Below are 22,293 nucleotides of genomic sequence, written 5' to 3' on the forward strand. Positions count from 1 at the left end.
CTATTTCAATCTTTTAAGCGCCTTTTTAGCGCCCGCATTTCCTTGCGCGGCGGCTCTCGCGTACCATTCCTTAGCCTCCGCAATATCGCTCTCTACACCTATGCCCTCTTCGTAGCAAACACCCAAAGAGTATTGCGAATCCGAATCGCCTTGATTTGCCGACGCCGTAAACCATTTTAAAGCCTGTTCGGAATCTTCGTCTATTCCTATGCCATCCAAATAAAAACACGCTATTTTATATTGAGCGTCGGCGTCGCCTCTTTTCGCGGCTTCCAAAAACCAAAACGCCGCCTCTTCGTCGTTCTTTTCTATGCCTTTGCCGTTATATAAATGTTGAGCAAGGTTAAATTGTGCTTCCGCAAATCCGCTTTCGGCAGCTTGGATATAATATTTAACCGCAAGCTTATTGTCAACTTTCACGCCTTTTCCGAAAGCGTAAACGTTACCCAAATTATATTTAGCCATAACGCTGCCGAGTTCCGCGCCTTTTTCGTACATTTCTATTGCTTTCGCCATATCTTTTTTAACGCCGTTGCCTTCCTCGTAGCAACAGCCCAAATTACAATACGCTTGAAAATAGTTGTTATGAGCGGAAACAATGTACCACCTTATCGCCTCTTCCATGTTGCGCGCCACTCCGCTACCCTTTTCATAACAATACCCCACATAACACTGAGCCTTAGGGTGATTGAGTTGCGCGGCTTTCTTATAAAGCCCAAAAGCCTTAATCGCACTTTGAGCAACGCCCTCTCCGTCGTCGTAGCACTCGCCCAAACGGAATAACGCGTCGGCAGAACCTTGTTCGGCTGCAAGCGTATACCAATTAACGGCTTCGCCATAATCGCGCTTAACGCCTTGCCCCGCATAATACGCCTTTCCGACGTAAAGTTGCCCCGTAGGGTCTTTTAAATCGGCAGACTTTTTAAACCATGCGAACGATTCTTCGTATCTTTTTTCGGAATCCGCTACACCTATTCCGTTTTCGCACAAAAGTCCCAAATTATTCATAGCTTGCGTGCAATTCTGCTCGGCAGACTTTTTAAACCGTTCGACAGCTTTGTCGGTATCTTTTTCAACTCCGATTCCGTGAAGGCAACACAATGCGGCAAAACACTGCGCTTGGGCATGACCGAGTTCCGCCGCTTTAAAAAAATAACCGCTTGCCGTAACCGCGCATTTTTCTTCGTCGGTTTCTTCAACACCCGTTTTATAATTGTAACAAATTCCGAGCATATATAAAGCTTCGGCGTCGCCTTTTTCCGCCGCTTCACGATATAGTTCGACAGCTTCGGCATAGTTCTTTTCACCGTAACACTTATTTGCTTTTTCCAACAGCTCTTTCAACTTGTTTTCAGACATTGCATTTAAAACCCCCGTTGTTTGATATTATGTATTATAGCACCGTTCGCACTTATTTGTAAAGCGATAAGCAAAAAGCCGCGCTCCGTGCGGCGCGGCTTTTTTTAGCGAAAATTTTTATTGCTTGCCTGCGTTTATGATTTCCACAGGCTTTTTTCGCATAAGTCGTATTAACGGTATTAAAATTCCAAGCGTTGAAAACGCCACCTGCAAACCTATTATGATTAAAGGTTGCAAAATCGAAAAACTCACCGGAAAGAATAACAAATCGAAAAAACTCTTAAACACATGCCCGCCAACGCTGAGCACTATTGCGGAAAATATAATTGACGCCACCACTATAAAAGCTGAAAGAATGAGCGCTTCGAATATAAACAGCAAGCATATTTGCCATTTGGAAAAGCCGTTTGTGCGCAACACTCCCACGTCTTTTATTCTGTCGGAAATTACGCCGCTGAAATAGTTTAATATTAAAAGCACCAAAATAACGGCAAAAACTACGGCGGCTATTCCCACCACTTTGGCAACGGTTTCGAATACGGCATTCACCGCTTTAACACCGTAAACTATTTCGTTTCGCAACTTATAAAAACAATATTCGTTCGTTTCGTTGTCGGCATTCGGAGGCGGTAAATTATCTCGCATTTTCAAATCGCCTACCGCAAGCTGCTTTTTAATGCCTTTAACCGTAGATGCGGGCTTAATAAAAACATGCGCAATAGAATTTTTATCAAGCTCCAAGCGTTCGATATAATTTTCGGCAACATAAAGCACTGCATGCGGACTAATCTCGTATACGCTTTCAAATTCGCTATAACGGAATTTCAATTCATCGTCCAAACGTTCTCCCATAAAATCATAACGTTCGTAATCGAGATTAGTATCCAGAATTCCGACAACTGTAAAACTCTTATAATCCGAGTTCCTATCGACTCTTATTTCTTTGCCTATTAGGTCGTCGCGAGTATTTATGGGAATTGTTTCTTTATCGTATCCGTCGGGCATATATCCTCCAAATTTAAACAGCCTAAAAGCATATTCGCTGAGCACAGCTTCGTTCGTCTCTTGCGGCAACCGTCCGTAAAGCGTATAGCCGTATTTATCTATAAATTCGTTTGTAAGCTCCACGCTTCCTTGAATAGTCGTACTGTAAAAACCGGGTACAGACGGATGGCTGTTATTGTCATAGGACACACTCTTTAAGTCACCTTTATGATATGTGTATACTCTGTCCGCTTCCGTTCCGAAATCTTTTTCAAGCTGCTCCGCTTCGAGTTCGGTCATTTTTATATGACCTATGTATCCCGACACTCCGTATTCGGTCTCGTCATACACGCCGTAAACTTGCTTCGTTACCGAAAAATAGTCGGCGCCTTGCGAATGCATTGTGCGCGCAATGAGCGAGTTTTCGTTATACGATGCTATAGCGGTTAAAAGCGACAGCATTACAAATATGAGCAATGCCGTTACCGACATAAACGCGAATCGCACAGGTTTCAGTTTTGCATACCGCGCCGCTATTCCGAACAGTTGTTTTGCTTTGCGCCGCTTCGACACAATCGCTTTATGCTCTTTCTCTCCCTCTTGCCGTAATTCTCGGTCTTTTTCCCGTTCTTCGCCAGTCAATTTATCCGAGACTATTTTCCCGTTCTCGATTTCTATAATTCTATCGGCATATTTGCTTGCAGTATCTACGTCGTGCGACACAACCACAACAAGCTTTTGCTTTGAAATCTCTTTTAGCGTTTCAAAGATTTTTCGCGCATTTGTTGGGTCGAGCGAGCCCGTAGGTTCGTCGCACAGCAAAATCTTGCTCCCCTTTATGAGAGCTCTGGCAATCGCCACGCGCTGACGCTGTCCGCCCGATATTTCTTTCGGAAGTTTATCCAAAAGTTCCCCGATGCCAAGCAATTCGATAAGCTCTCCGTGCGACGTCTCTATATCGTCATGTTCGCTCACAAGTTGTAAGTTTTGCCTAACAGTGTAGCTCTCAACCAAATTCAAATCTTGAAATATAAACCCGAGCTTATTCGAACGAAACTCGTCTTTTTTCTTTTCGGAAAGCTCGTTAACGTTTGTTCCATCCAAAAACAGTTCGCCGCAGGTGGGCGAATCGAGCAACCCCAAAATATTGAGAAGCGTGGTTTTTCCGCTACCCGATTCGCCTACTACGCACACAAGCCCGCTTTCGCCGAAAGAAACGCTTATGTCGTTTAATGCCTGCGACTTCCGCTTTTTGGATTTGTATACCTTAGAAATGTTTTTCAGTTCTAACATACAATCCTCTCGCCGTTTGTTTTATTTGTGATACACTATTTTTACGCGGACTTCCTTATTCATCCAATCGTCGTTGCCCGTACCCGACGCACCATACCGCAACACAAGTATATTACTAAACGAAGACGTTGTCAAGCCGCTGAACGTATGCGAAACCTCACCATATTCCTTTCCCAAAGTACTGCCGCAATACGAGAACTCATGTCCGTCCACATAGTAATCAAGGCAACCGGAGAACGTTTAAATTACCGTAGCCGATAAACTATACGTTCGCGGCTAACTAATCCTATCTTGCAATGGCTTTTATTCGGTTGTTAAGTTTCTTCACTATTCTCAAATATTTATATCTCGCACATACACGGAGCAAAATTATATGCTTTCCTTTAAATTATTATCGTGTAATTTTTTAAAATGTAAAGTTGATAAAACACAAATAGGCAAAAAGAACAAACACCAACATATTAGCGCCACTGTGCCGCCGCTGCCTTGATTAGTTGCAGGTAAAGGCATAACGGGAAAGAACATACAAACAAAAAAAGCTCCGTGTAACATCAAAAGCAACTTTAACGCTTTATCAATTTTATTTCTCGGTTTTAATGTCAGCCCGACAAAAAAAGTGGAAATTGCAAGCAACCCGTACCCCAAAAGGTCAATATTAAACAGCCAACTGCCTAACGAAGAAAAGGAAAAAGCCTGCAAAATTTTTTCATCAACCAATTTATACAGAACGGTAGTTATTTGAGTAAAATACACTATGCTAACAAGCGTTGAATAAATTACACCTGTGGCAATGCCGATTTTTGCAGCTGCGGACCGTTCTTTATGAGCATAGCAAGAATATACGCATACAGTCGCTACATAGCACCACGAAAGAACAGTACAAGTCCCGTAACTTAAATTTTCAGTAATCACATTTTTAGTAAATAGCGCTACGATTAAACAAGTCAAGAAAATCACAATCATGCAACTCATTATAACCGACGAGGCAACGCCGATTTTTTTATTCATTTTCCACTCCGAAAATTTTTTCAACCAAATTATCAATCAAACTGTCCCTTTGCATTTTATCCGAAAAATCGAATTTATCTTTATACAATTTCGAGCGCAAAAATATTCCTTGCAACCCGTGTATTAAAAATACGGCTTTGAAAAAAACATCTTCTTTTAACCGTAAGTTATTTGCATAAAAATAGTATCGCTCTAATGTTTGAAAAGTGTTGTCATTTGCTTGTCCTTGAATAAAGTCGTCCAAAATCGATATTTTGGAAATTTCGGGATTGTCCATTAAAAAGTCAATAGAAACCTTTATAGAACACTTTAATTTTTCCATAGGCGATAATTTCTCCATGTTCGGTTTTGATTGAGCTATTACCCCACTGATTATTTGCTGCACGCATAAATCGATTAAATTTTTTTTACTTTGAAAATGGTAGTTAATAAGTCCCACTCCAACCCCAGCTCTTTTGGCAATTTGCCTAATCGTGATTTTATCAATACTACCGTTAGTTTCCTTTATCAAATCGATTGCGGCGTTAATAATTTGTTCTTTAATTTCCATTTGCAACCCCTCTTTGAACAGTGTTTTGAACAATGTTCAGTATATATTATAATATCAAATCCGTCAACTGTTTTTCCGCACTTTTTTTCATTTAGCTTTAAATCACAAAAGAAAAAGAAACCGAAAATTCGGTTTCTCTCTCGTTGGGGTGTTCGTATACCCTTGTATGGTACGGATGAAGGGACTTGAACCCACACACCTAAGGTATCGGCTCCTAAGGCCGACGCGTCTGCCATTCCGCCACATCCGCATATATATTATTATAGTTCATAAAACGAAAAATGTCAAATATCATTGTTAAATCATAAAAACACTTTTAATTTACAATTTCATAATCTACTAATTTTTGATAATTTAATTCTTGATGCAACAACGCACTATTAACTAATTCCATTTGCAAACGGCTATCTTTTCTGGCAAATGTTACTAATTTTGTTACTATATTTTTAGAATTTAAATAGTTCAATATTTCACAGAAATCCGAATCCCCCGATACTAAAATTACGGAGTTTATATTTGGATTCCTATTTAAGACAGTACACATATCAAGTACAATTTTAGTATCAACCCCCTTCTGCACCCACGTTATATCCGATTTGTCTTTATTATTTCGAACATCATTCCATGTTGACTTATTTTTAAGCTTGGTTTTTATCATTTTTCCCATGCGCAAAACAAAATTATAAGAAGCTAAACTATTCTCAACACTCTCCAAAAATTCCTTTTGCTCGTCAAATGTTTTTTTGTTTTCCGTTTCATCCAAACGAGCAGAATAATAATAGACATTATTCACATTACACTTGTCAGAAATACATTTAACAAAGTTTTCCCACTTAAAATCATTTTTAGTAATATTGCAATTTTGAGGTTTGCCCTTTATACTTCGCAAACTTTGCAACAAATATTCCGCATCTATAAATACTTCCGTCTCCTTCATTTAATACTCCTCCTAATTCTTACCATGTTTTTATAACACATAAATGTGAAAATGTCAAACAACTTGATTATAGGCAAATAAAAAAACCTAAATCACTGTCGATTTAGGTTTTAAGTGGTGATCCATCCGGGATTCGAACCCGGGACACCTTGATTAAAAGTCAAGTGCTCTACCGGCTGAGCTAATGAATCACATGTGGCTGGGGTAGTAGGATTCGAACCTACGAAATGCTGGAGTCAGAGTCCAGTGCCTTACCGCTTGGCGACACCCCAACGGTTGCCGACCTATCGGCAGTCGGGATAAAGTGGCAGGGGTGGCAGGATTTGAACCTGCGAGTGCGAAAGTCAAAGTCTCGTGCCTTACCGCTTGGCGACACCCCTAAATTTAAATGGGGTGAGTAAAGAGATTCGAACTCTTGGCCTCCAGAGCCACAATCTGGCGCTCTAACCAACTGAGCTATACCCACCACATGTTGTAACGGTTTTGGCGCGCCTAAAGGGATTCGAACCCCTGACCCACGCCTTAGAAGGGCGTTGCTCTATCCTGCTGAGCTACAGGCGCAAGAGTGGAGCGGGTGATGGGAATCGGACCCACGCAGCCAGCTTGGAAGGCTGGAACTCTACCATTGAGCTACACCCGCGCATTAACGCTTAAAAAGAATACCACAATACGAAAATTATGTCAACTGTTTCCGTGTTCTTAAACCAAATATTTTTATTCTTTTTTATTTTTTTACATTCTTTTCCCCACCCTGAGGTGTGAAAAAATCAACATGAAACAAAATACCGTCTCCCTCTATGAGAGCATACGACGGAGAAAAGCCCGACATAGCGCCGGGATTGATTAAAGTAACACCTTGCGACTGTTGCGCGGACGCCGTATGTGTATGACCGTAAAGCGCGTAAGCACACCCTAATTCACGCGCGCGAAGCGCGAGCGACAGCAATCCCCTCTTAACTCCGTATAAATTGCCGTGCGTGATTAAAAAGTCGGTCTCGCCCACTTTCAAAACCGTTTCGGCAGGCAAATCGGACACCGCGTCGCAGTTGCCGCGCACACGAATAATCTTTGCAGTTATTTTATCTCCGATTTTGTCTATATCGCCGTTTCCGTCGCCAAGATACACAAAATAGTCGCACTCGTTTACTTGGTGCAAAACATTTTCTATATTGCCGCGTTTACCGTGCGAATCGGACATTACCGCAATTTTATAGTTTTTGTGTTCGTTCATGACTTTCTCCGCAAAATTTGCCCGAAGCCCGCAATTTTTTTACAAGGGCGTGCAACGCGCGGGCTCTGTGACTTACCGAATTCTTTTCTTCGGGAGAAGCCACTCCGAACGATTTTAAAAGCTCTACGGAATAGAACAACGGGTCGTAGCCGAAACCGCCCGAACCGCAGAGCTCACGCAATATATTTCCCTCTACGCTCCCCGTAGCAATCCATTCTCCTTTTTTGCTGACGAGCGCCACCGCGCTTATAAACCGCGCCGAACGGTTTTCCACGTTTTCAAGATTTTTCAACAGTAACGAATTATTGGCTTCGTCGTCGCCGTGCCGTCCGCAATAGCGAGCCGAATATACGCCGGGAGCTCCGCCGAGCGCGTCTACCGCAAGCCCGCTGTCGTCGCTTAACGCCGCAAGTCCGGTTTTTTCGAAAACGTATCTCGCCTTTATTAAAGCGTTTTCTTCGAACGTATTTCCCGTTTCTTCTATGTCGGCGTCAACGCCTATTTCGCTCATGGGAACGATTTCGAAAATACCGTTTAAAATGGCGGCAACTTCCGCAATCTTCGACTTGTTTTTACTTGCAACAATCAACTTTTCCATACGAACAGTATAGCATGCGCACACAAAAAAAGCAAGCCTTATAAAGACTTGCTTTTTATTTAAACAACCGATTCGGTTTAAAGCAGAATACAAATCACTCCGCCTTTTCCCTCGTTCACAATGCGCGAAAGTGTGCGGCGCATTTTTTTCTGCGTTTCGTCAGGCATTGCGGTAAGCTTGTTGTTAAGTCCTTCGTTAACAAGCATGTGAAGCGATTTTCCGAACATGTTTGTTTCCCAAATTCCTTTGGGGTCGTTTTCAAACTCGCTCATAAGATATTTTACAAGTTCTTCGCTTTGTTGTTCGGTTCCCACCACCGGGTTTACTTCGGTTTGAATGTCAACGCGCATAATATGCAAGCTCGGAGCCGAAGCGCGTAGGCGGACGCCGAAACGCGAACCCTGCTTAACCATTTGCGGCTCTTCGAGCGTCATTTCGTCCATTGTGGGAGTAACAACGCCGTAGCCGTTTTCTTTTACCTGTTCGAGCGCTTCCGCGAGTTTATCGTATTCGCGTTTTGCGTGAACAAGCGATTTCATGTGCGACATAAGCGCGAAGTCGTCGGCAATTTCCATTCCGCACTGCTCTCCGAGAGCGCGATAAAAAAGTTCGGGACGCGCCGAAACAGTATACGTTACTTTGCCTTTATCAAGCTCTACTGTTTCAACCTGCGGCTGTAAAAACGCATCGGAATCGGCGAACAACGCTTCGGGCATTTTATAGTCTGCCATTCTTTTCATGCTTTCGCTCGACGCCACAAGCTCGCTTACAAGCGAACTTATTATTCCGTCTTCGAGCGGCAACGCCTGCAACCATTTGCTGATTTTCACCTCTATATCCATTAAAGGGAATTCCATTAAAACCTTTTCAAAGAGTTGCGTTATATCCCCTTCGTTAAGATTTAGCACGTCGAGGCACACAACGCCCGCGCCGTATTTTTCTTCGAGCGCGGCTGCGAGTTTAACCGTTTCTTTCGACTTAGGAACGGTGGAATTCAAAACGATAACGAACGGCTTGCCGAGCGCTTTAAGTTCGGTTATAGCTCTCTCTTCGGCGGGAACATACGCGTTGCGAGGAAGCTCAGTTGCAATCGAGCCGTCGGTAGTCATAACTATTCCTATTGTGGAATGGTCGTTTATAACTTTGCGCGTTCCTATATCGGCGGCGTCGGTAAACGATATTTCGTCATCGCTCCACGGCGTTTTAACCATACGCGGCTTATCGCCGTCGAGGTGTCCCGTAGCTCCCTCAACCATATAACCCACGCAATCCACAAGGCGCACTTTAACGTCAACGTTTTCGGCTATACTTACCGAAACGGCTTCGTTTGGCACGAATTTAGGCTGAGTAGTCATAATAGTTTTGCCGTTGGCGCTTTGCGGCAACTCGTCTTTCATTCTTTCGAGCACATGCTTGTTTTCAACCTTAGGCACCACAAGCTTTTCCATAAAATTAGTGATAAACGTCGATTTCCCCGCACGAACGGGCCCCACGACTCCTACATAGATATCGCCGCCCGTGCGGCTGCGAATATCGTTGTAGATATCGAATTCTTCCATAGATAGCAGTTCTCCTTTCCTGACTTGATATTAGAGTATATGAGGGGAATATATCCGATTATGACATTAAATTTACAATACAAAAAAATGCGCCGCAACCGCGACGCAATTTAAATGCAAAAATAAAAAACGTTCTTTATAAAGTTATGTCGTTTTGTTCTTATTTTTGTGCCTACCGAAAAGTATTACTTTGCGTTCGGTGCCCGCGCAAAGTTTAAACACGTTTTTGGTGTGAGCAAATAAAGTTAAGCAGAACAATGCGAACAACAACGCCCTGCACGCAAGCGTTCCGCTTTCGGAAGCAAGGGAAAACGCGTTGAGCGCAATGGGAAAAGATATTATTATAAAAGAAGTAATCGAACCTATTTTAATGAAAATTAGGAACAACGCTCCTACGGTAAACGAAATTAAAGTTGCCCACCAATTTATAACGAGGCAAACGCCTACGCTGCTCGCAATTCCCTTCCCGCCGTGAAATTTATAGAAAACGGGAAAAATATGCCCCACAATAACGCTGAGCCCGCCGGTATATAATCCGATTTTATCCGCTCCGAAGCGCCACGCCTCCCCGCACACAAACCACCCCATTAAACAGGGTATTATTCCTTTAAGCGCGTCGAGCCCCAAAGTTAAAAGCCCTATACCCTTCCCGAAGTTTCGGAACATGTTCATTGTGCCGGGATTGCCGCTGCCGAGTTTTCTGATATCGTTTTTCTTTAACTTGGAAATTGCGATTGCCGAATTGAAATTGCCCGCAAGATACGACAACAACGCCACGACAATTATTTTAACTGCGTAAATCATTGAGAGTCCTCCTTCTTTTTGTTGAACACCAACGATATGGGAGTTCCGGAAAAATCGAACGCCCGTCGCAAACAATTCTCCAAATACCGCCTGTAAGAAAAATGAACTATCGAATCGTCGTTTACAAAAAACACAAATTTGGGCGGGTTGGTTTCTGCCTGAGTTGCGTAATATATTTTAAGCCTTCTGCCCGAATAAGACGGCGGTTCGTTCATAGCCACAGCCTCGCTCACAACGTCGTTGAGCGTGCCCGTAGGAACACGTTTGGAGGCGCTATTATACGACGCTTCCGCAAAATCTATAACCTTATCCACTCTAAGTCCCGTTTTTGCGGATATATACAGAGTTTTTAAATAGCTCATAAACGCCAAATCGGTTTTTATTTTCTCATTGAATTTGTTCACGGTGTACGAATCTTTTTCCACAGCGTCCCACTTATTCACAAGTATTACACTCGGCTTGCCCTGCTCGTGAACAAAGCCCGCAATTTTAACGTCTTGCTCGGAAAGTTCTTCGCTCGCGTCGAACACAACCAAAACAACGTCGGCTCGTTTTACCGCAGCAAGCGAACGCAACACGCTGTAACTTTCAACGCTGTCGTCGTCTATGCTGCGCTTTCGGCGCATTCCCGCCGTGTCTATAAGAACGTAATCTTTTCCGTTGTACCGAAACGGCGTGTCTATGGCATCGCGCGTTGTTCCAGCAACGTCGCTTACTATAACGCGATTGAAACCCAAAAGCTTGTTAGTGAGCGAAGATTTGCCTACGTTCGGCTTGCCGACTATCGCGATGCTTAGCGAGCTCGAAGCCGCGTTGTCTTGCGTAGGCGGAAGCAATTTTACTATTTCGTCAAGCAAATCCCCGAGCCCCTTAGACTGCTCGCACGAAATGGGTATGGGTTCGCCGAGTCCGAGTTCGTAAAAATCGTACAATTTTTCAAGTTCGAAATTATCAAGCTTATTAACGGCAAGCAACACAGGTCTGCCGCAGGTTCGCAACAAATCGGCAACCTCGTAATCTGACGAAACTATTCCGCTCTTCGCGTCGGTAAAGAACAAAATAACGTCCGCCATATCTATCGCAACGCGCGCCTGAGAAAGTATGTGCTTTCCCATAGGGTCGTCGGTGCGCAAATCAATTCCGCCCGTGTCGATAAGCGTAAATTCGGTGCCGCACCACTCGGCGTCAGCAACAATATAATCGCGCGTGACGCCCGGCGTATCCTTTATTATGGAAATACGCTTGCCGCATATTTTATTGAAAAAGGTCGATTTTCCAACGTTCGGACGCCCGACCACAGCAACAATGGGTTTGCTCATTTTTTCAGTGTTATCCTCGTGTTTATTGAAACCGTTTATGCTCTTATCAAAGCCTTAACAAAACTCTCGCCGTCCGGTTGAATAATTTGAACTTTTACTCCGAGCTTTTCGCTAAGTTCGGAAACGGTAGTGCCGTCTAAGAATACGTCGCCGAATTCTCTAAGCATAACTTTGGGCAACACAAGCCGCGAGCCCAACGGCTTGCCGCTTAATTGATTGAAAATATCTCGCCCCACAACAAGCCCCGCAACGGTTACCGTAGAACCGAAAAAGTCGTTTCTTATTTTATATACGTTAATTTTTCCGCCGAATTTTTTTTGCACTTTCAAGGCGCATTCCGTTATAAGCGGAGCGGCGGATTCGCCTGTGGCTATGCTTAACTCGCCCACGTCGCCGTTTTCGTAACTCTCCATTGCCGCGTCGAATTCGTGTTTAAACGCCGCTATAAGCCCTATCCCGTTTTCAATTTGAGCAAAGTCCTCGTAGTCCTCGAACGAAGGCAATTCCTTTCCTGCGGCAAGATACAGTTCGTCGGCGGCAAACACAAAGCGTGTGCCGCGCCTAACAAGCAATTCTTTTTGCCATTTTTCCACAACCGAAAGAACGGCGTCGGCACTCGCGGAATCCACTTTTTTAAGTTCGGGATTACAGTTGCGAGTAAGCCCGACGGGAACCACTGCAAGGCTTTGGGTATACGGTTCTATATCGCGGATTGTCGAATCCACGTCGTCGTTTATTCCCGGACAGTAAACGATTTGAGCATGAATTTTTATTCCGCCCCTGCTAAGCTTTTCGAGCCTGCTCAATATGCTCGGAGTTTCACGCTTGGTTCGCAAAATTTTTCGCCGCAACTCTTCGTTTGAAGTGTGCACGCTAACATATAGCGGCGATAGTCCGAGTCTTATTATTCTGTCGATTTCGCTTTCGGAAACGTTTGTAAGAGTAACGTAATTGCCGAAAATAAAGCTGTGCCTGTAATCGTCGTCTTTAACGCGCAAAGTGCTTCGCAGTTCTTCTTCGGGGAGTTGGTCTACAAAACAAAACACGCAATTATTGCAACACGAGCGCACGGGTATTTCGCGGCTCAATTCAAGTCCCAAATCTTCGTCTTCGTACTTTTCTATTTCGTAATCGACTATTTCATCTTTGCCTCGCACACGCATTGTAAAATTCTCGCAGCTGTTATAATAGTCGTAATCGAGAAAATCGAACACGGGAAAACCGTCGAACGAAATCAGCTCTTCGCCCGCACGAACGCCGAGCTCTTCCGCCACGCTTCCTTTTGTTACCGAAAGAATTTTCATACCAAAATATTTTAACATAAAAAAGACGGATTGTCCAACAAATCCGTCTCGGAGTAACAACAAAAGTTTGCAATACCGTATGCCGTTAAACGACGGCGGCGTCAATCAACATCGTCGTTAAAATAATCTTCGAAAAGGTCGTCCTCTTCGTCGATAGACGTCCTCTTTTCTTCCGAATCGAACTTAACGTCTTCGCCCGCTTCGAATTGAACGGCTACGGGCGCGGATTGCCGCGAAGTTACCGAACGTCGTATCAAATTGCCTATTTCAAGCGATATTCCGCCAACAAGCGCCGTAACAATTAACGTATCGAAAATACCGTTTTGTCCGAGCATAAACAACGTTCCCGTAGCGCCTGTAACAAATCTGAATAACATGGCGCAGATAAAATCTCCGAGCACCACGCCGCAAAGAACAGACGCAAGCATTGCAAGTCGTCCTTGCCCTATTATAAACGCGGTTATTCCTCCCGCAAAACCGACTATTAAAATCGACGCAACGGCGTTGCCGTAATTTCCTGCGGGCGGAACGGCTATTCTCGACGCAACCGTTATTCCCGCTATCGCCATAGCTCCCACTATCGCGCGCAACAAACTGCTGTTTGCTCCGAGAGCGAACATCGCCACAACGCCGAGCAAAAGCGGCAAAAAAAAGCCCGCATAAGAAAAAGAAACATTGCCTCCCGTAACAAGCGGCGGAAAAACTGCGGCTACGGCAAACGCAAGCACAATTAAAAATGCCACCCAGTTAGCCACTCCCATTTTGGAAAAAAAGCGGTCTGTCAGTCCGAAAAATATCATAACGGCTATCGCCGCCAACAATATCATGCCTATCATAAAAAAAATTGCCTCCCTTTTTAATGGTAGACAATTTTCTTTATAAATATACGTTTACAATCTCTATGCGTTATACCAGTTACTGAACGCGGTTTTTCCATCGTAAGCCGTGTTCATATAAGACACAAACTCGAAGTTTTTCCATTTCTTTTTATTAAGATTGCTAATCTTGACGCTTTCAATACGAATAACCGGGTCGGTTCCTACGGTGTTGCTAACTCCCGTGTGATAATTTTTATCCAAAGCGTAGATGTCTCGCAATATCTTTTGCGACTCCTCGTCGGCAAATTTTCCGAAAGCCACAAGATTGGAAGCGATTGACGAAGTCCCCACCCTGAAGTCTCTGTTATTGTCTATAAGATTTATAACGAAATCGCCCGCGTTGGCGTTGTTGTACGAAACAACAAACGCTTCGTCGCCGTACCGCGTTGTGCTGTTTAAATCCTTTTTTAACCGATACCCAAATTTGTTGCTCTCCGCTTTATCGAAATACTGTTCGTCGGCGTTCACAATATTAAACATCTTTTGAGGTATGTTCGCAATAAAATCGGCGTCTTTGTATTTGGTCTCGTCCGTGCCGTATCCTTTATAAGCGCCGAAACGCATAAAATTGCGTTCGGGCTGCACGTCGTATATAATAGTTCCGTCGAAAAATCCTATTTGAGCCAAAAACAAAAAATTAGTTGCCGCTATCGGAGCTTCGTCTTCGTAAATTTCCATTGTTATCGTACTGCCGTTACTCAGCCTGAAAGTGGCGCGCGGATATTTGCTCGTTTGCGGCTGTAAAACAAGCAATAAAACGGCGGTAAGAATTATAACGAGCGCCAAAACAATGCAAGCTATCATTATCCAAACGCTCTTCTTCGTCATCGGTTGCTTTACGGCAACCGCGTCGCCGACTGATTCGGGAACATTCTCCGACTCGACTCCTTCCGTAGTGTCGGTTGAGCGGGCGACATTATTGCTTTTGCTCTCCTCAGACTCGCGCAACGCCTTACGTTCTTTCGCGGTGAGCGAATAATCTTTCTTACGCTTCATATTTTTATCCTCTAAGTGTTATTTTTGTTTCAATCTTTAACTTAACGCTCGCGCGACGAACCGCGTTCTCTTTCGTGCCTGCGCCTAAGCTCGTCGTTTTGTGTTCCGCCGTCTTGCTTAGAAGCGTTTCGTTCTGCGCGAAGTCTTTCAAGCCTTTCTCTAACCGACTCTTCATGAGCTTCTCCCGTTTCCGCTCGACGGATTTCTTCCGAACCTATGCCTTGATTACGTCGGTCGGTTCCTCTGCGCTCGCCGTCGCGTTGCCTGTCGTGTTCGATTGCACGCGCGCGGCTGTTATCCGCGCTATGTTCGCGCTCGTGAACCGCATGTTGCGCCGACGCCCTTGCGGACGGTTCTCTGACGTGCACGCGCGGTTGCGTTACCAAATCCTCTCCGCCCGAATTTGCCGAAACCTGTTGCACGGCTTCCGTATCGTGTTTTTCATATATAACGGTTATCGGTTTTGTATACACCCGTTCGGGCTCCGCTTCTACAACGCGTTCGTCAGGCATAGCCTCAACCGCTTCATGTTCTACGTTCGAAATTTCGGGAAGTTCTTCCGCCGTTACGCTCTCCGGCAGTTTCGGAAACACCTCTCCTTGCTCCAATAGCTCGGTTTCCGTTAATGCCGCAACTTCTTCGGGCGCTTCGGAAACACGATTTACATATACTCCTGTATCGCCCTCGAGCTCACGCTTATAAAACACTACTTTGGCGGAGTTAAAATACGGCAACACCCATATAAAAACCAAACCGCAAGTGATTATTCCCAACAAAAACCAACCCGCAAACGAAAGAGCAAGTCCGAAATATTTTCCCGTGCGACCTTTCATAACCTTATTGCTCAATTTCAAAGCGTCTTTCGGTTTAAGTTCAGGATTTGCCCGCAACAAATAAACCGACATAGACGTGCGCAACAAAAAGATTATTCCCGGCACAATTAGCAAAATCGTAAAAGCGAGCCATAAAACAAATTTGAGCAACAACAGCACAATAACGCGTTCTAAGTTCTTTTTATTAAAACCGTCGAAAATGTGCTGAGCTTCCGCTTTTTCGGCTCTGTACATTTTAAGATAAAATCCCGTCATGCCGAAACCGAAAGGACCCAACAGCAATAAAAACACTATTATCAGAATTATGCAATACCAAATAGCGTATTTGGAAACTACGCATAAAAGAGTGCTTAGCAAAGCTATATTGAGAGCAAGCGTATAAACCACGCCGTAAATAATCATTGCGTGTTCTCTGTTGAGCGCAAACCGCTCTTTCGCTTCGCTTTTAATTTCCTTTACTCGCATAGCACCGTTAACATTTATTATACGCTTTTCGAACCTTTAAGTCAAACGAATGTTATTTGCAGTCGGCGAAATCTTCGCCGAGCGGCACGGATATTTTTTTACCCGACAAGTATTCGAGCGGAGCCGACAACTTCCCGAACTGAATTTGCGTGGCTCTCAATTTTTGAATTTTAGCTCCTGCGGCGCGGTTTGAGGCAACGTTTCCGTATTTTCCGTCGCCTACAATAGGAAATCCCGCGAAAGCCAAATGCGCTCTGAGTTGGTGAGTTCTTCCCGTAACTGGTTTTAGCATGAGCACCGACTGAGCGCCGCCAAGCACAACCTTATATTCGGTGATTATTTCCTTAGCTCCGCGTTTATATTCTCCGTAAACTTTGCAAACCGAGCTTCGAGCGTCTTTTTCAAGGTACGCTTTAAGCGTATCTTCCCGTTTTTCGGGACAACCGAACACTCTCGCATAATAAGTTTTTGTAATTTGCCCGTTTTTAAACGCCTCTATAAGCGACAAATAAGACTCTTCGCAAGACGCCGTAAGCAAAACGCCGGTAGTGTTGGTGTCTAACCTGTGAACCGCTTTCACCGCTCTTCCCGTTTTGTTTTTTACAAGTTCGGGAACTTGAACTTCCGATTCCGTATACGGCGGTTTATCAACCGCCACAATAAATTCGTCGGAATACACAATAGGAATTTCAGAGGGCGCAAATTTTTCGGGCAAAAATATTTCTACAATGTCGCCCGCATACAGCGGCTTGTCCGATTGCGTTTTAGTTCCGTTCACGCGCACTTCGCCGCGCTTTATTTGGTTTTTAATTTTCTCGCGCGAAACACCGGGCAATCTACGGCACAACTCTGACGCAAGCTCGCAGCCGCTTTCCACATTGAACTTTAATTTCATTTTTTATCCCGATTCGTTTTTTTGCAAGTTTTAGAGCACGTTCCGCAACCGCCCGCGCAATACGGACACGCTTTTTTGCCGCGCAATCTTCCTATAAACACCGAAATGCAAACCGCAACCACTGCCGCCACTATAATGCACCCTATGAATACGCCTTTGTTCAGATAATACAAAAGTCCCACTCCGTAAAACAGCAACGACACAACGTAAGCAACACCTATTTGCAAACCGAGACTGAAAAACATCCATTTTAATCCCGCTTCTTTTCTAATTGCAACCAAAGTCGCAACGCAAGGAACGTACAACAGAGTGAACACCATAAACGTAAGAGCGGAAAGCGAAGCGTGAGAACCTGTGAAAATCGCCTCTACACCGCCCAAACTTTCTATACTCGAAATTACCACTTCTTTGGCAACAAGCCCGCTCAACAACGAAGTAACGGCTTTCCAATTTCCGAAACCGAACGGCTTGAAAACAGGCGCAATCCAACCGCTGATTAGTTCGAGAATGCTTTTTGCGTTCTTTCCCACTGTGTATCCTGCGGTAAACGAAAAATTCGACAACAGCCACACAATAACGTTCAAAGCGAATATTACCGTGCCTACTCTAATTAGAAATACTTTGGCATTATTCCAAATTATTTGAAACACGCGTTCCGCAGTGGGAAAACGGTACGGCGGCATTTCCATAATAAACGACAATTTTCCGCTTTTTAACGGTTTAACGCATTTTTCGAACAACGCGGCAAGTAGCAAAGCCACTGCGGCGCCGAGAACGTACATGCCGAAAATAACAAACGGAGAACCTGCGGCAAAAAATGCCGCCGCAACAGTGGAATACACCGGCAAACGAGCGCTGCACGACATAAACGGCGTTAAAAGCACCGTCTTTTTTCTCATGGTGTCGTCTTCGAGTCCGCGAGCGGTAAGCACCGCTGTGGCGCTGCACCCGAACCCCATTAGCATAGTGAAAGCACTTCTTCCGCTAAGTCCGATTTTACGGAATATTCCGTCCGTCATAAACGCTACACGGCTTATATATCCGCTGTCTTCCAAAAGCGCAAGGAAAAAGAACAGCAAAACTATTTGCGGCAAAAACACGAGTATTCCGCCAACGCCGTGAATAATTCCGTCGCCCACAAGCCCCACTATCCAAGCCGGACATTTTATTTTAACAAGCCATTTAGTCAGCGGATTATAAATTAGCTTATCTATTCCGAGTTCCAAAAGCCAAGTAAAAAATTTGCCCACCAACCCGAAAGTGACTACGAATATCAGCGCCATAACAAGTAAAAATATAGGCAACGCCAAATACTTGTTAAGCACTATTTTGTCTATGCGCGAAAAGCCGAGCATTTTTAAGCGTTCGCTCTTTTTATGCTTATCGTGATGTCTTGCGTGTTTATCCTTTTTGTCGCGCTCCTCTTCGGGTTCCCCCTCTCGCTCTATAGGCACGTTGTGCTCGGTGTGCTCGTGCATTTCGTGATGTTCGTCGGAAACGCTTCTGCTTATTGCTCCTTCTGTGATTTTGTCTATAAATTCGTAGCGAACCTGAGCTACGCGAGCCTGCATATCTCCCATAGCTTCAAGCGCCTTTATCTGCAATTCGTTAAGATTGAGTTTTTCAAGCACAAAAGCGTCGTTTTCAAGCACTTTTATCGCCGCCCAACGGGGAACAAAACCCGCGTTCGCGGCATTTGCGCCTATAATAGACACCACGTCGTCAAGAGGAAGCTTTTCCAAATATTCGAGGTTCACGGTGTTGGCGCCGTGCGTTTGAATATGGTCGAGCGCCACTTGCATCAAAAGGTGAACGTCGCTGTGATATTTGGCGCTCATCGGCACAATGGGTATTTTGAGCACCTTTTCGATTTTGCGGTAGTTTAAAACTTTGCCCTGCTTTTTAAGCTCGTCCATCATGTTCACAACGAGCACCGTAGGAACGTCGAGTTCGAGCAACTGCAAAGTTAAATACAAGTTGCGCGCAAGGTTATTCACTTCGCAAATATTTATTATAAGGTCGCTCGATTTATCGAGAATCCTATCGCGCGAAATCCCCTCTTCGGGGCTGTATACGCTAAGCGAATACAATCCCGGCAAATCCACCATGTTCACCGTGTTGTGGTCGAACATAATTTTTTTGCTCACTTCGGTTACTGTAACGCCATGCCAATTACCTACGTGTTCGAGCGAATGAGTTATTCTGTTGTATAGGCTTGTCTTACCTACGTTGGGATTTCCCACAAGCGATATGGTGTATTCCATCAACTCGCCGCCTTAATTTGAATTAAAGAAGCGGCGTCTTCTCTGAGCGCCACCAAAAATCCGCGCAATCCCACCAAAACCGTTCCGCCCATAGGCGCAACTCCCGCTATATACAGCGAACATTCGGGCGTAAAACCCATATCGAGCAAACGGCGGCGGGCATTTCCTTCGCCCGACACGCCGCACACTTTGTATTTTGTGTTTACTTGTGCATCCAAAAGCGTCATAACGCCGTCTCAGTCCTTTTTGCCGTTCATTTTTTCGTCGTTTATAAAATCGGTAAATTCGGTAACGTCGCGGAACTGACGGTATACCGAAGCGAATCTTATGTACGCAATTTGGTCAAGCTGTTTTAATTCTCTCATAACTATTTCGCCGATTTTGCGCGACGATATTTCCTGCATGAGCGAATTGCTGATTTGCTTTTCCACCGACGTTACGAGAGCGTCTATATCGTGCATTGCCACAGGACGCTTTTCGCACGACTTAATAACGCCGCTTTTTATTTTCGACGCGTCGAACTGTTGGCGCGTGCCGTCGTTTTTAACCACGAGAATGGGCGTCATTTCAATCATTTCGTAGGTTGTGAAACGCTTGCCGCATTTAAGGCATTCGCGGCGGCGGCGAATCGAATTCCCTTCGTCGGTAGGTCTCGAATCCAAAACTTTGCTTTCTGTATAGCCGCAATACATGCATTTCATACGTTACGCCTCTCGGGGTTCAATATCTTATATGCGCAAAACAATCGAATTATGCCACCGCAATATAAGCAAATATATTATACAACAATTTTTTGCGCAACGCAATCAATTTGTATCAATTCGTTTGCGACCAACGGTGAGCGCAGTCGAAAAGCATACATTTTTCGCACCTGAAATCGCAATCGGGATGCGGTTCGTCGCAATCTTTTCCGCGTCGGCTCGGCTTAGAATCGCATTTGTTGCCGTCGTGGCAATGTTTCGGCGGAGGCGGTGGCGGCGGTTCTTTGTGGTTGCAACTCATTCTGCCGTCGGCTTCCATAACAAGGTTTACCAAAATAACGTCCTCGCCTATTTTCTGAACGCAACGCCACGGTATGAATATATCTTGATTCTTCGAAAACACACTGCGGCGGGCAAAAGGCACCACAATGCCGCTGATAGTGCCGTCGGTACGGGAAAAAAGAATATCCACAATTCGCCCCATACGCTTGCCGTCGGTGGCGTTCACAACCTCTTTGGAACGCAATTCGCAATAAGATAAATCGTCTTCGCACATAGCTCTTACCTCGAAGTATATATATGCGCAATACGGGAACATGGTGCAAACAAAAAAACAACTTGTTTATACCCCTTTATATCTTCGACAAAATACGCGGCAAAAAAGCGGCGCGTCGGTATAAAAAAATTGCCGCTCGTAAAAAATAGCCGTATCACAAGGAGGGCAATTATGGCTACAAGAGTGGAAATTTGCGGGATTAACACCTCTACGCTCCCCACCCTTACACACAAAGAAACAATGGAACTTATAGACCGCGCACACGCGGGCGACGAGGCGGCGAAAGACAGATTCCTGCTTTGCAATATGCGTCTCGTGCTTAGCATAGTGCAACGTTTCGGAAGCAAAAAGGAATGTGCCGACGATATCTTTCAAGTAGGCTGCATAGGCTTGATTAAAGCTATGGATAATTTCGACACGTCGCTAAATTTGCGTTTTTCAACCTATGCGGTGCCGATGATTATAGGCGAAATACGCCGCTATTTGCGCGACAGTTCGAGCATAAGAGTAAGCCGCTCAATACGCGACACCGCTTATAAGGTGCTCCAAAAGCGGCAAGCACTCGAAGCCGAAACAAACAACGAGGCTTCGCTCGAAGAAGTGGCGGCGGCAATGAACATGCCCGTATCCGAAGTGGTGTACGCTATGGACGCGATTTCCAACCCCGTGTCGCTTTTCGACCCCGTATATCACGACAGCGGAGAAACGGTTATGATTATGGACCAAATTTCCGACAAGAAAAATTGCGACGAAAATTGGCTTACGGGAGTGTCTATCAGCGAAGCTATGATGAAACTTTCGCCGCGCGAACGTCAAATACTGTCGTTAAGATTCTACGAGGGCAAAACGCAAGTCGAAGTCTCAAACGAAATAGGCATTTCGCAAGCGCAAGTCAGCCGCCTCGAAAAAAACGCGATTAGCACACTCAAAAAAAGCATAGACTGAGTATAAAAAATAACCTTGCAAAAATCGCAAGGTTATTTTTTTATTGCCATACATAACAATCACAATGTTTTAACTATTTCTTTTTTTAAGCGCGATATTATTTTCTTTTCCAACCTCGATATGTACGACTGCGATATACCCAACAAGTCGGCGACTTCTTTTTGCGTTTTTTCCTGTCTGCCGCTGAGTCCGAAACGCATTTGCATGATTTCTTTTTCTCTGCCGCCGAGCTTGCCTATCGCGTTCCAAAGAAGTTGCTTTTCAACCGAATTTTCTATATTCTTGCTGACAAGGTCGGGCTCTGTGCCCAAAATGTCGCTCATTAAAAGCTCGTTTCCCTCCCAATCCACGTTCAGCGGTTCGTCGAGCGACACTTCGCAACGCAAGCGCACCATTCTGCGCAAATACATTAAAATTTCGTTTTCTATGCAGCGCGACGCATAAGTTGCAAGTTTTATATTTTTATCGGGGTCGAAAGAATTTACCGCTTTGATAAGCCCTATCGTGCCTACCGAAATAAGGTCTTCAACGTCTATACCCGTGTTATCGAATTTGCGAGCGATATAAACCACGAGACGCAAATTGCGTTCTATTAAAGTGCTCTTTGCCGATTGTTCGCCGTTTCTAAGTCGCGCCATAACTTCCGCTTCCTCTTCCGCCGTAAGCGGAGTGGGAAGCGCCTCGTTCGCTGTTATATACATTAAAACGTTGTCGTCAGGTATATTGTTTAAATCGAATAAACTTTTCAAAAATTCAATGATTTTCATGTTTCACGTCTCCACACATTATTTCGGTAATTTTCGTTTAAAACAAA

Annotated in this window: 22 protein-coding genes and 7 tRNA genes; 1 reads left to right on the forward strand and 28 read right to left on the reverse strand. The window is 44.5% G+C overall.

Annotated features, from left to right (window positions below):
- From NFR62_RS02510 to NFR62_RS02640, 27 genes are all read right to left on the reverse strand, one after another.
- A complete protein-coding gene (locus tag NFR62_RS02510) occupies nt 1–1,359 on the reverse strand; it encodes an SEL1-like repeat protein (RefSeq protein WP_251613378.1) in 1,359 nt (452 codons plus the stop codon).
- A 117-nt stretch (nt 1,360–1,476) separates the two neighbouring features.
- A complete protein-coding gene (locus NFR62_RS02515) occupies nt 1,477–3,636 on the reverse strand; it encodes an ABC transporter ATP-binding protein/permease (protein WP_251613381.1) in 2,160 nt (719 codons plus the stop codon).
- A 21-nt stretch (nt 3,637–3,657) separates the two neighbouring features.
- On the reverse strand, nt 3,658–3,849 hold the full coding sequence (locus NFR62_RS02520; protein ID WP_251613385.1) for a hypothetical protein: 192 nt from the start codon (nt 3,847–3,849) through the stop codon (nt 3,658–3,660).
- Between the two features lie 156 nt (nt 3,850–4,005).
- Nucleotides 4,006–4,644 carry a hypothetical protein gene (locus NFR62_RS02525; protein ID WP_251613388.1) on the reverse strand — a complete coding sequence of 213 codons (639 nt, stop codon included), beginning with the start codon at nt 4,642–4,644 and terminating at the stop codon, nt 4,006–4,008.
- Nucleotides 4,637–5,194 carry a TetR/AcrR family transcriptional regulator gene (locus tag NFR62_RS02530; protein ID WP_251613391.1) on the reverse strand — a complete coding sequence of 186 codons (558 nt, stop codon included), beginning with the start codon at nt 5,192–5,194 and terminating at the stop codon, nt 4,637–4,639. The genes NFR62_RS02525 and NFR62_RS02530 overlap by 8 nt, the downstream gene beginning before the upstream one ends.
- Nucleotides 5,195–5,361: 167 nt before the next feature.
- Nucleotides 5,362–5,444: transfer RNA gene (locus NFR62_RS02535), tRNA-Leu, on the reverse strand.
- Between the two features lie 66 nt (nt 5,445–5,510).
- Entirely contained in the window at nt 5,511–6,131 is a 621-nt protein-coding gene (locus NFR62_RS02540; protein WP_251613394.1) for an NYN domain-containing protein, read from the reverse strand.
- Nucleotides 6,132–6,246: 115 nt separating this feature from the next.
- Nucleotides 6,247–6,322 (reverse strand) — tRNA-Lys (locus NFR62_RS02545).
- A gap of 5 nt (nt 6,323–6,327) precedes the next feature.
- Nucleotides 6,328–6,403, reverse strand: a tRNA-Gln gene (locus NFR62_RS02550).
- Between the two features lie 33 nt (nt 6,404–6,436).
- Nucleotides 6,437–6,511 (reverse strand) — tRNA-Gln (locus NFR62_RS02555).
- 9 nt (nt 6,512–6,520) lie between these two features.
- A tRNA-His gene (locus NFR62_RS02560) sits at nt 6,521–6,597 on the reverse strand.
- Nucleotides 6,598–6,615: 18 nt separating this feature from the next.
- Nucleotides 6,616–6,692 (reverse strand) — tRNA-Arg (locus NFR62_RS02565).
- A 5-nt stretch (nt 6,693–6,697) separates the two neighbouring features.
- A tRNA-Gly gene (locus NFR62_RS02570) sits at nt 6,698–6,771 on the reverse strand.
- A gap of 84 nt (nt 6,772–6,855) precedes the next feature.
- A complete protein-coding gene (locus NFR62_RS02575; RefSeq protein WP_251613411.1) occupies nt 6,856–7,362 on the reverse strand; it encodes a YfcE family phosphodiesterase in 507 nt (168 codons plus the stop codon).
- Nucleotides 7,340–7,960: an RdgB/HAM1 family non-canonical purine NTP pyrophosphatase gene (rdgB, locus tag NFR62_RS02580; protein WP_251613415.1), complete on the reverse strand. Its 621-nt coding sequence runs from the start codon at nt 7,958–7,960 to the stop codon at nt 7,340–7,342. The genes NFR62_RS02575 and rdgB overlap by 23 nt, the downstream gene beginning before the upstream one ends.
- A 77-nt stretch (nt 7,961–8,037) precedes the next feature.
- Nucleotides 8,038–9,519 (reverse strand): stage IV sporulation protein A, encoded by a 1,482-nt coding sequence (spoIVA, locus tag NFR62_RS02585; RefSeq protein ID WP_251613431.1) that lies wholly within the window; start codon nt 9,517–9,519, stop codon nt 8,038–8,040.
- Between the two features lie 144 nt (nt 9,520–9,663).
- Nucleotides 9,664–10,323, reverse strand: coding sequence for a glycerol-3-phosphate acyltransferase (locus tag NFR62_RS02590; RefSeq protein WP_251613434.1), 660 nt, complete (start codon nt 10,321–10,323; stop codon nt 9,664–9,666).
- Nucleotides 10,320–11,642: a ribosome biogenesis GTPase Der gene (gene der / locus NFR62_RS02595; RefSeq protein WP_251613436.1), complete on the reverse strand. Its 1,323-nt coding sequence runs from the start codon at nt 11,640–11,642 to the stop codon at nt 10,320–10,322. The genes NFR62_RS02590 and der overlap by 4 nt, the downstream gene beginning before the upstream one ends.
- Nucleotides 11,643–11,677: 35 nt before the next feature.
- Complete coding sequence (locus NFR62_RS02600) at nt 11,678–12,964, reverse strand: DUF512 domain-containing protein (protein WP_251613439.1); 1,287 nt, start codon at nt 12,962–12,964, stop codon at nt 11,678–11,680.
- Nucleotides 12,965–13,047: 83 nt separating this feature from the next.
- Complete coding sequence (locus NFR62_RS02605) at nt 13,048–13,782, reverse strand: hypothetical protein (protein WP_251613442.1); 735 nt, start codon at nt 13,780–13,782, stop codon at nt 13,048–13,050.
- Between the two features lie 63 nt (nt 13,783–13,845).
- Entirely contained in the window at nt 13,846–14,820 is a 975-nt protein-coding gene (locus NFR62_RS02610) for a peptidylprolyl isomerase (protein ID WP_251613444.1), read from the reverse strand.
- Nucleotides 14,821–14,861: 41 nt separating this feature from the next.
- Nucleotides 14,862–16,118 carry a DUF975 family protein gene (locus tag NFR62_RS02615; RefSeq protein ID WP_251613447.1) on the reverse strand — a complete coding sequence of 419 codons (1,257 nt, stop codon included), beginning with the start codon at nt 16,116–16,118 and terminating at the stop codon, nt 14,862–14,864.
- Between the two features lie 52 nt (nt 16,119–16,170).
- Complete coding sequence (locus NFR62_RS02620; protein WP_251613450.1) at nt 16,171–17,013, reverse strand: RluA family pseudouridine synthase; 843 nt, start codon at nt 17,011–17,013, stop codon at nt 16,171–16,173.
- Entirely contained in the window at nt 17,010–19,277 is a 2,268-nt protein-coding gene (gene feoB / locus NFR62_RS02625; RefSeq protein ID WP_251613453.1) for a ferrous iron transport protein B, read from the reverse strand. The genes NFR62_RS02620 and feoB overlap by 4 nt, the downstream gene beginning before the upstream one ends.
- A complete protein-coding gene (locus NFR62_RS02630) occupies nt 19,277–19,504 on the reverse strand; it encodes a FeoA family protein (protein ID WP_251613456.1) in 228 nt (75 codons plus the stop codon). Before NFR62_RS02630 ends, feoB begins: the two co-directional genes overlap by 1 nt.
- A gap of 9 nt (nt 19,505–19,513) precedes the next feature.
- Nucleotides 19,514–19,978: a transcriptional regulator NrdR gene (gene nrdR, locus NFR62_RS02635; RefSeq protein WP_251613459.1), complete on the reverse strand. Its 465-nt coding sequence runs from the start codon at nt 19,976–19,978 to the stop codon at nt 19,514–19,516.
- A 115-nt stretch (nt 19,979–20,093) separates the two neighbouring features.
- Nucleotides 20,094–20,534, reverse strand: coding sequence for a YlmC/YmxH family sporulation protein (locus NFR62_RS02640; RefSeq protein ID WP_251613462.1), 441 nt, complete (start codon nt 20,532–20,534; stop codon nt 20,094–20,096).
- Between the two features lie 168 nt (nt 20,535–20,702).
- Between NFR62_RS02640 and sigG the strand changes: the two genes are divergently transcribed.
- On the forward strand, nt 20,703–21,479 hold the full coding sequence (gene sigG, locus NFR62_RS02645) for an RNA polymerase sporulation sigma factor SigG (protein ID WP_251613520.1): 777 nt from the start codon (nt 20,703–20,705) through the stop codon (nt 21,477–21,479).
- A gap of 59 nt (nt 21,480–21,538) precedes the next feature.
- Here the strand turns inward: sigG and sigE are convergent, their stop codons facing one another.
- Nucleotides 21,539–22,246, reverse strand: a complete 708-nt coding sequence (gene sigE / locus NFR62_RS02650) for an RNA polymerase sporulation sigma factor SigE (protein ID WP_251613465.1) — start codon at nt 22,244–22,246, stop codon at nt 21,539–21,541.
- Nucleotides 22,247–22,293: the final 47 nt, after the last annotated feature.

This window comes from Pumilibacter muris (assembly GCF_943193045.1).
Classification (GTDB): Bacteria; Bacillota; Clostridia; order Christensenellales; family Pumilibacteraceae; genus Pumilibacter; species Pumilibacter muris.

What these genes read in the sequence shown, in the direction of transcription:
- NFR62_RS02510 (WP_251613378.1), bottom strand. Translation starts at nt 1,359, where the DNA reads ATGTCTGAAAACAAGTTGAAAGAGCTGTTGGAAAAAGCAAATAAGTGT.
- NFR62_RS02515 (WP_251613381.1), bottom strand. Translation starts at nt 3,636, where the DNA reads ATGTTAGAACTGAAAAACATTTCTAAGGTATACAAATCCAAAAAGCGG.
- NFR62_RS02525 (WP_251613388.1), bottom strand. Translation starts at nt 4,644, where the DNA reads ATGAATAAAAAAATCGGCGTTGCCTCGTCGGTTATAATGAGTTGCATG.
- NFR62_RS02530 (WP_251613391.1), bottom strand. Translation starts at nt 5,194, where the DNA reads ATGGAAATTAAAGAACAAATTATTAACGCCGCAATCGATTTGATAAAG.
- NFR62_RS02540 (WP_251613394.1), bottom strand. Translation starts at nt 6,131, where the DNA reads ATGAAGGAGACGGAAGTATTTATAGATGCGGAATATTTGTTGCAAAGT.
- NFR62_RS02575 (WP_251613411.1), bottom strand. Translation starts at nt 7,362, where the DNA reads ATGAACGAACACAAAAACTATAAAATTGCGGTAATGTCCGATTCGCAC.
- rdgB (WP_251613415.1), bottom strand. Translation starts at nt 7,960, where the DNA reads ATGGAAAAGTTGATTGTTGCAAGTAAAAACAAGTCGAAGATTGCGGAA.
- spoIVA (WP_251613431.1), bottom strand. Translation starts at nt 9,519, where the DNA reads ATGGAAGAATTCGATATCTACAACGATATTCGCAGCCGCACGGGCGGC.
- NFR62_RS02590 (WP_251613434.1), bottom strand. Translation starts at nt 10,323, where the DNA reads ATGATTTACGCAGTTAAAATAATTGTCGTGGCGTTGTTGTCGTATCTT.
- der (WP_251613436.1), bottom strand. Translation starts at nt 11,642, where the DNA reads ATGAGCAAACCCATTGTTGCTGTGGTCGGGCGTCCGAACGTTGGAAAA.
- NFR62_RS02600 (WP_251613439.1), bottom strand. Translation starts at nt 12,964, where the DNA reads ATGTTAAAATATTTTGGTATGAAAATTCTTTCGGTAACAAAAGGAAGC.
- NFR62_RS02605 (WP_251613442.1), bottom strand. Translation starts at nt 13,782, where the DNA reads ATGATAGGCATGATATTGTTGGCGGCGATAGCCGTTATGATATTTTTC.
- NFR62_RS02610 (WP_251613444.1), bottom strand. Translation starts at nt 14,820, where the DNA reads ATGAAGCGTAAGAAAGATTATTCGCTCACCGCGAAAGAACGTAAGGCG.
- NFR62_RS02615 (WP_251613447.1), bottom strand. Translation starts at nt 16,118, where the DNA reads ATGCGAGTAAAGGAAATTAAAAGCGAAGCGAAAGAGCGGTTTGCGCTC.
- NFR62_RS02620 (WP_251613450.1), bottom strand. Translation starts at nt 17,013, where the DNA reads ATGAAATTAAAGTTCAATGTGGAAAGCGGCTGCGAGCTTGCGTCAGAG.
- feoB (WP_251613453.1), bottom strand. Translation starts at nt 19,277, where the DNA reads ATGGAATACACCATATCGCTTGTGGGAAATCCCAACGTAGGTAAGACA.
- NFR62_RS02630 (WP_251613456.1), bottom strand. Translation starts at nt 19,504, where the DNA reads ATGACGCTTTTGGATGCACAAGTAAACACAAAATACAAAGTGTGCGGC.
- nrdR (WP_251613459.1), bottom strand. Translation starts at nt 19,978, where the DNA reads ATGAAATGCATGTATTGCGGCTATACAGAAAGCAAAGTTTTGGATTCG.
- NFR62_RS02640 (WP_251613462.1), bottom strand. Translation starts at nt 20,534, where the DNA reads ATGTGCGAAGACGATTTATCTTATTGCGAATTGCGTTCCAAAGAGGTT.
- sigE (WP_251613465.1), bottom strand. Translation starts at nt 22,246, where the DNA reads ATGAAAATCATTGAATTTTTGAAAAGTTTATTCGATTTAAACAATATA.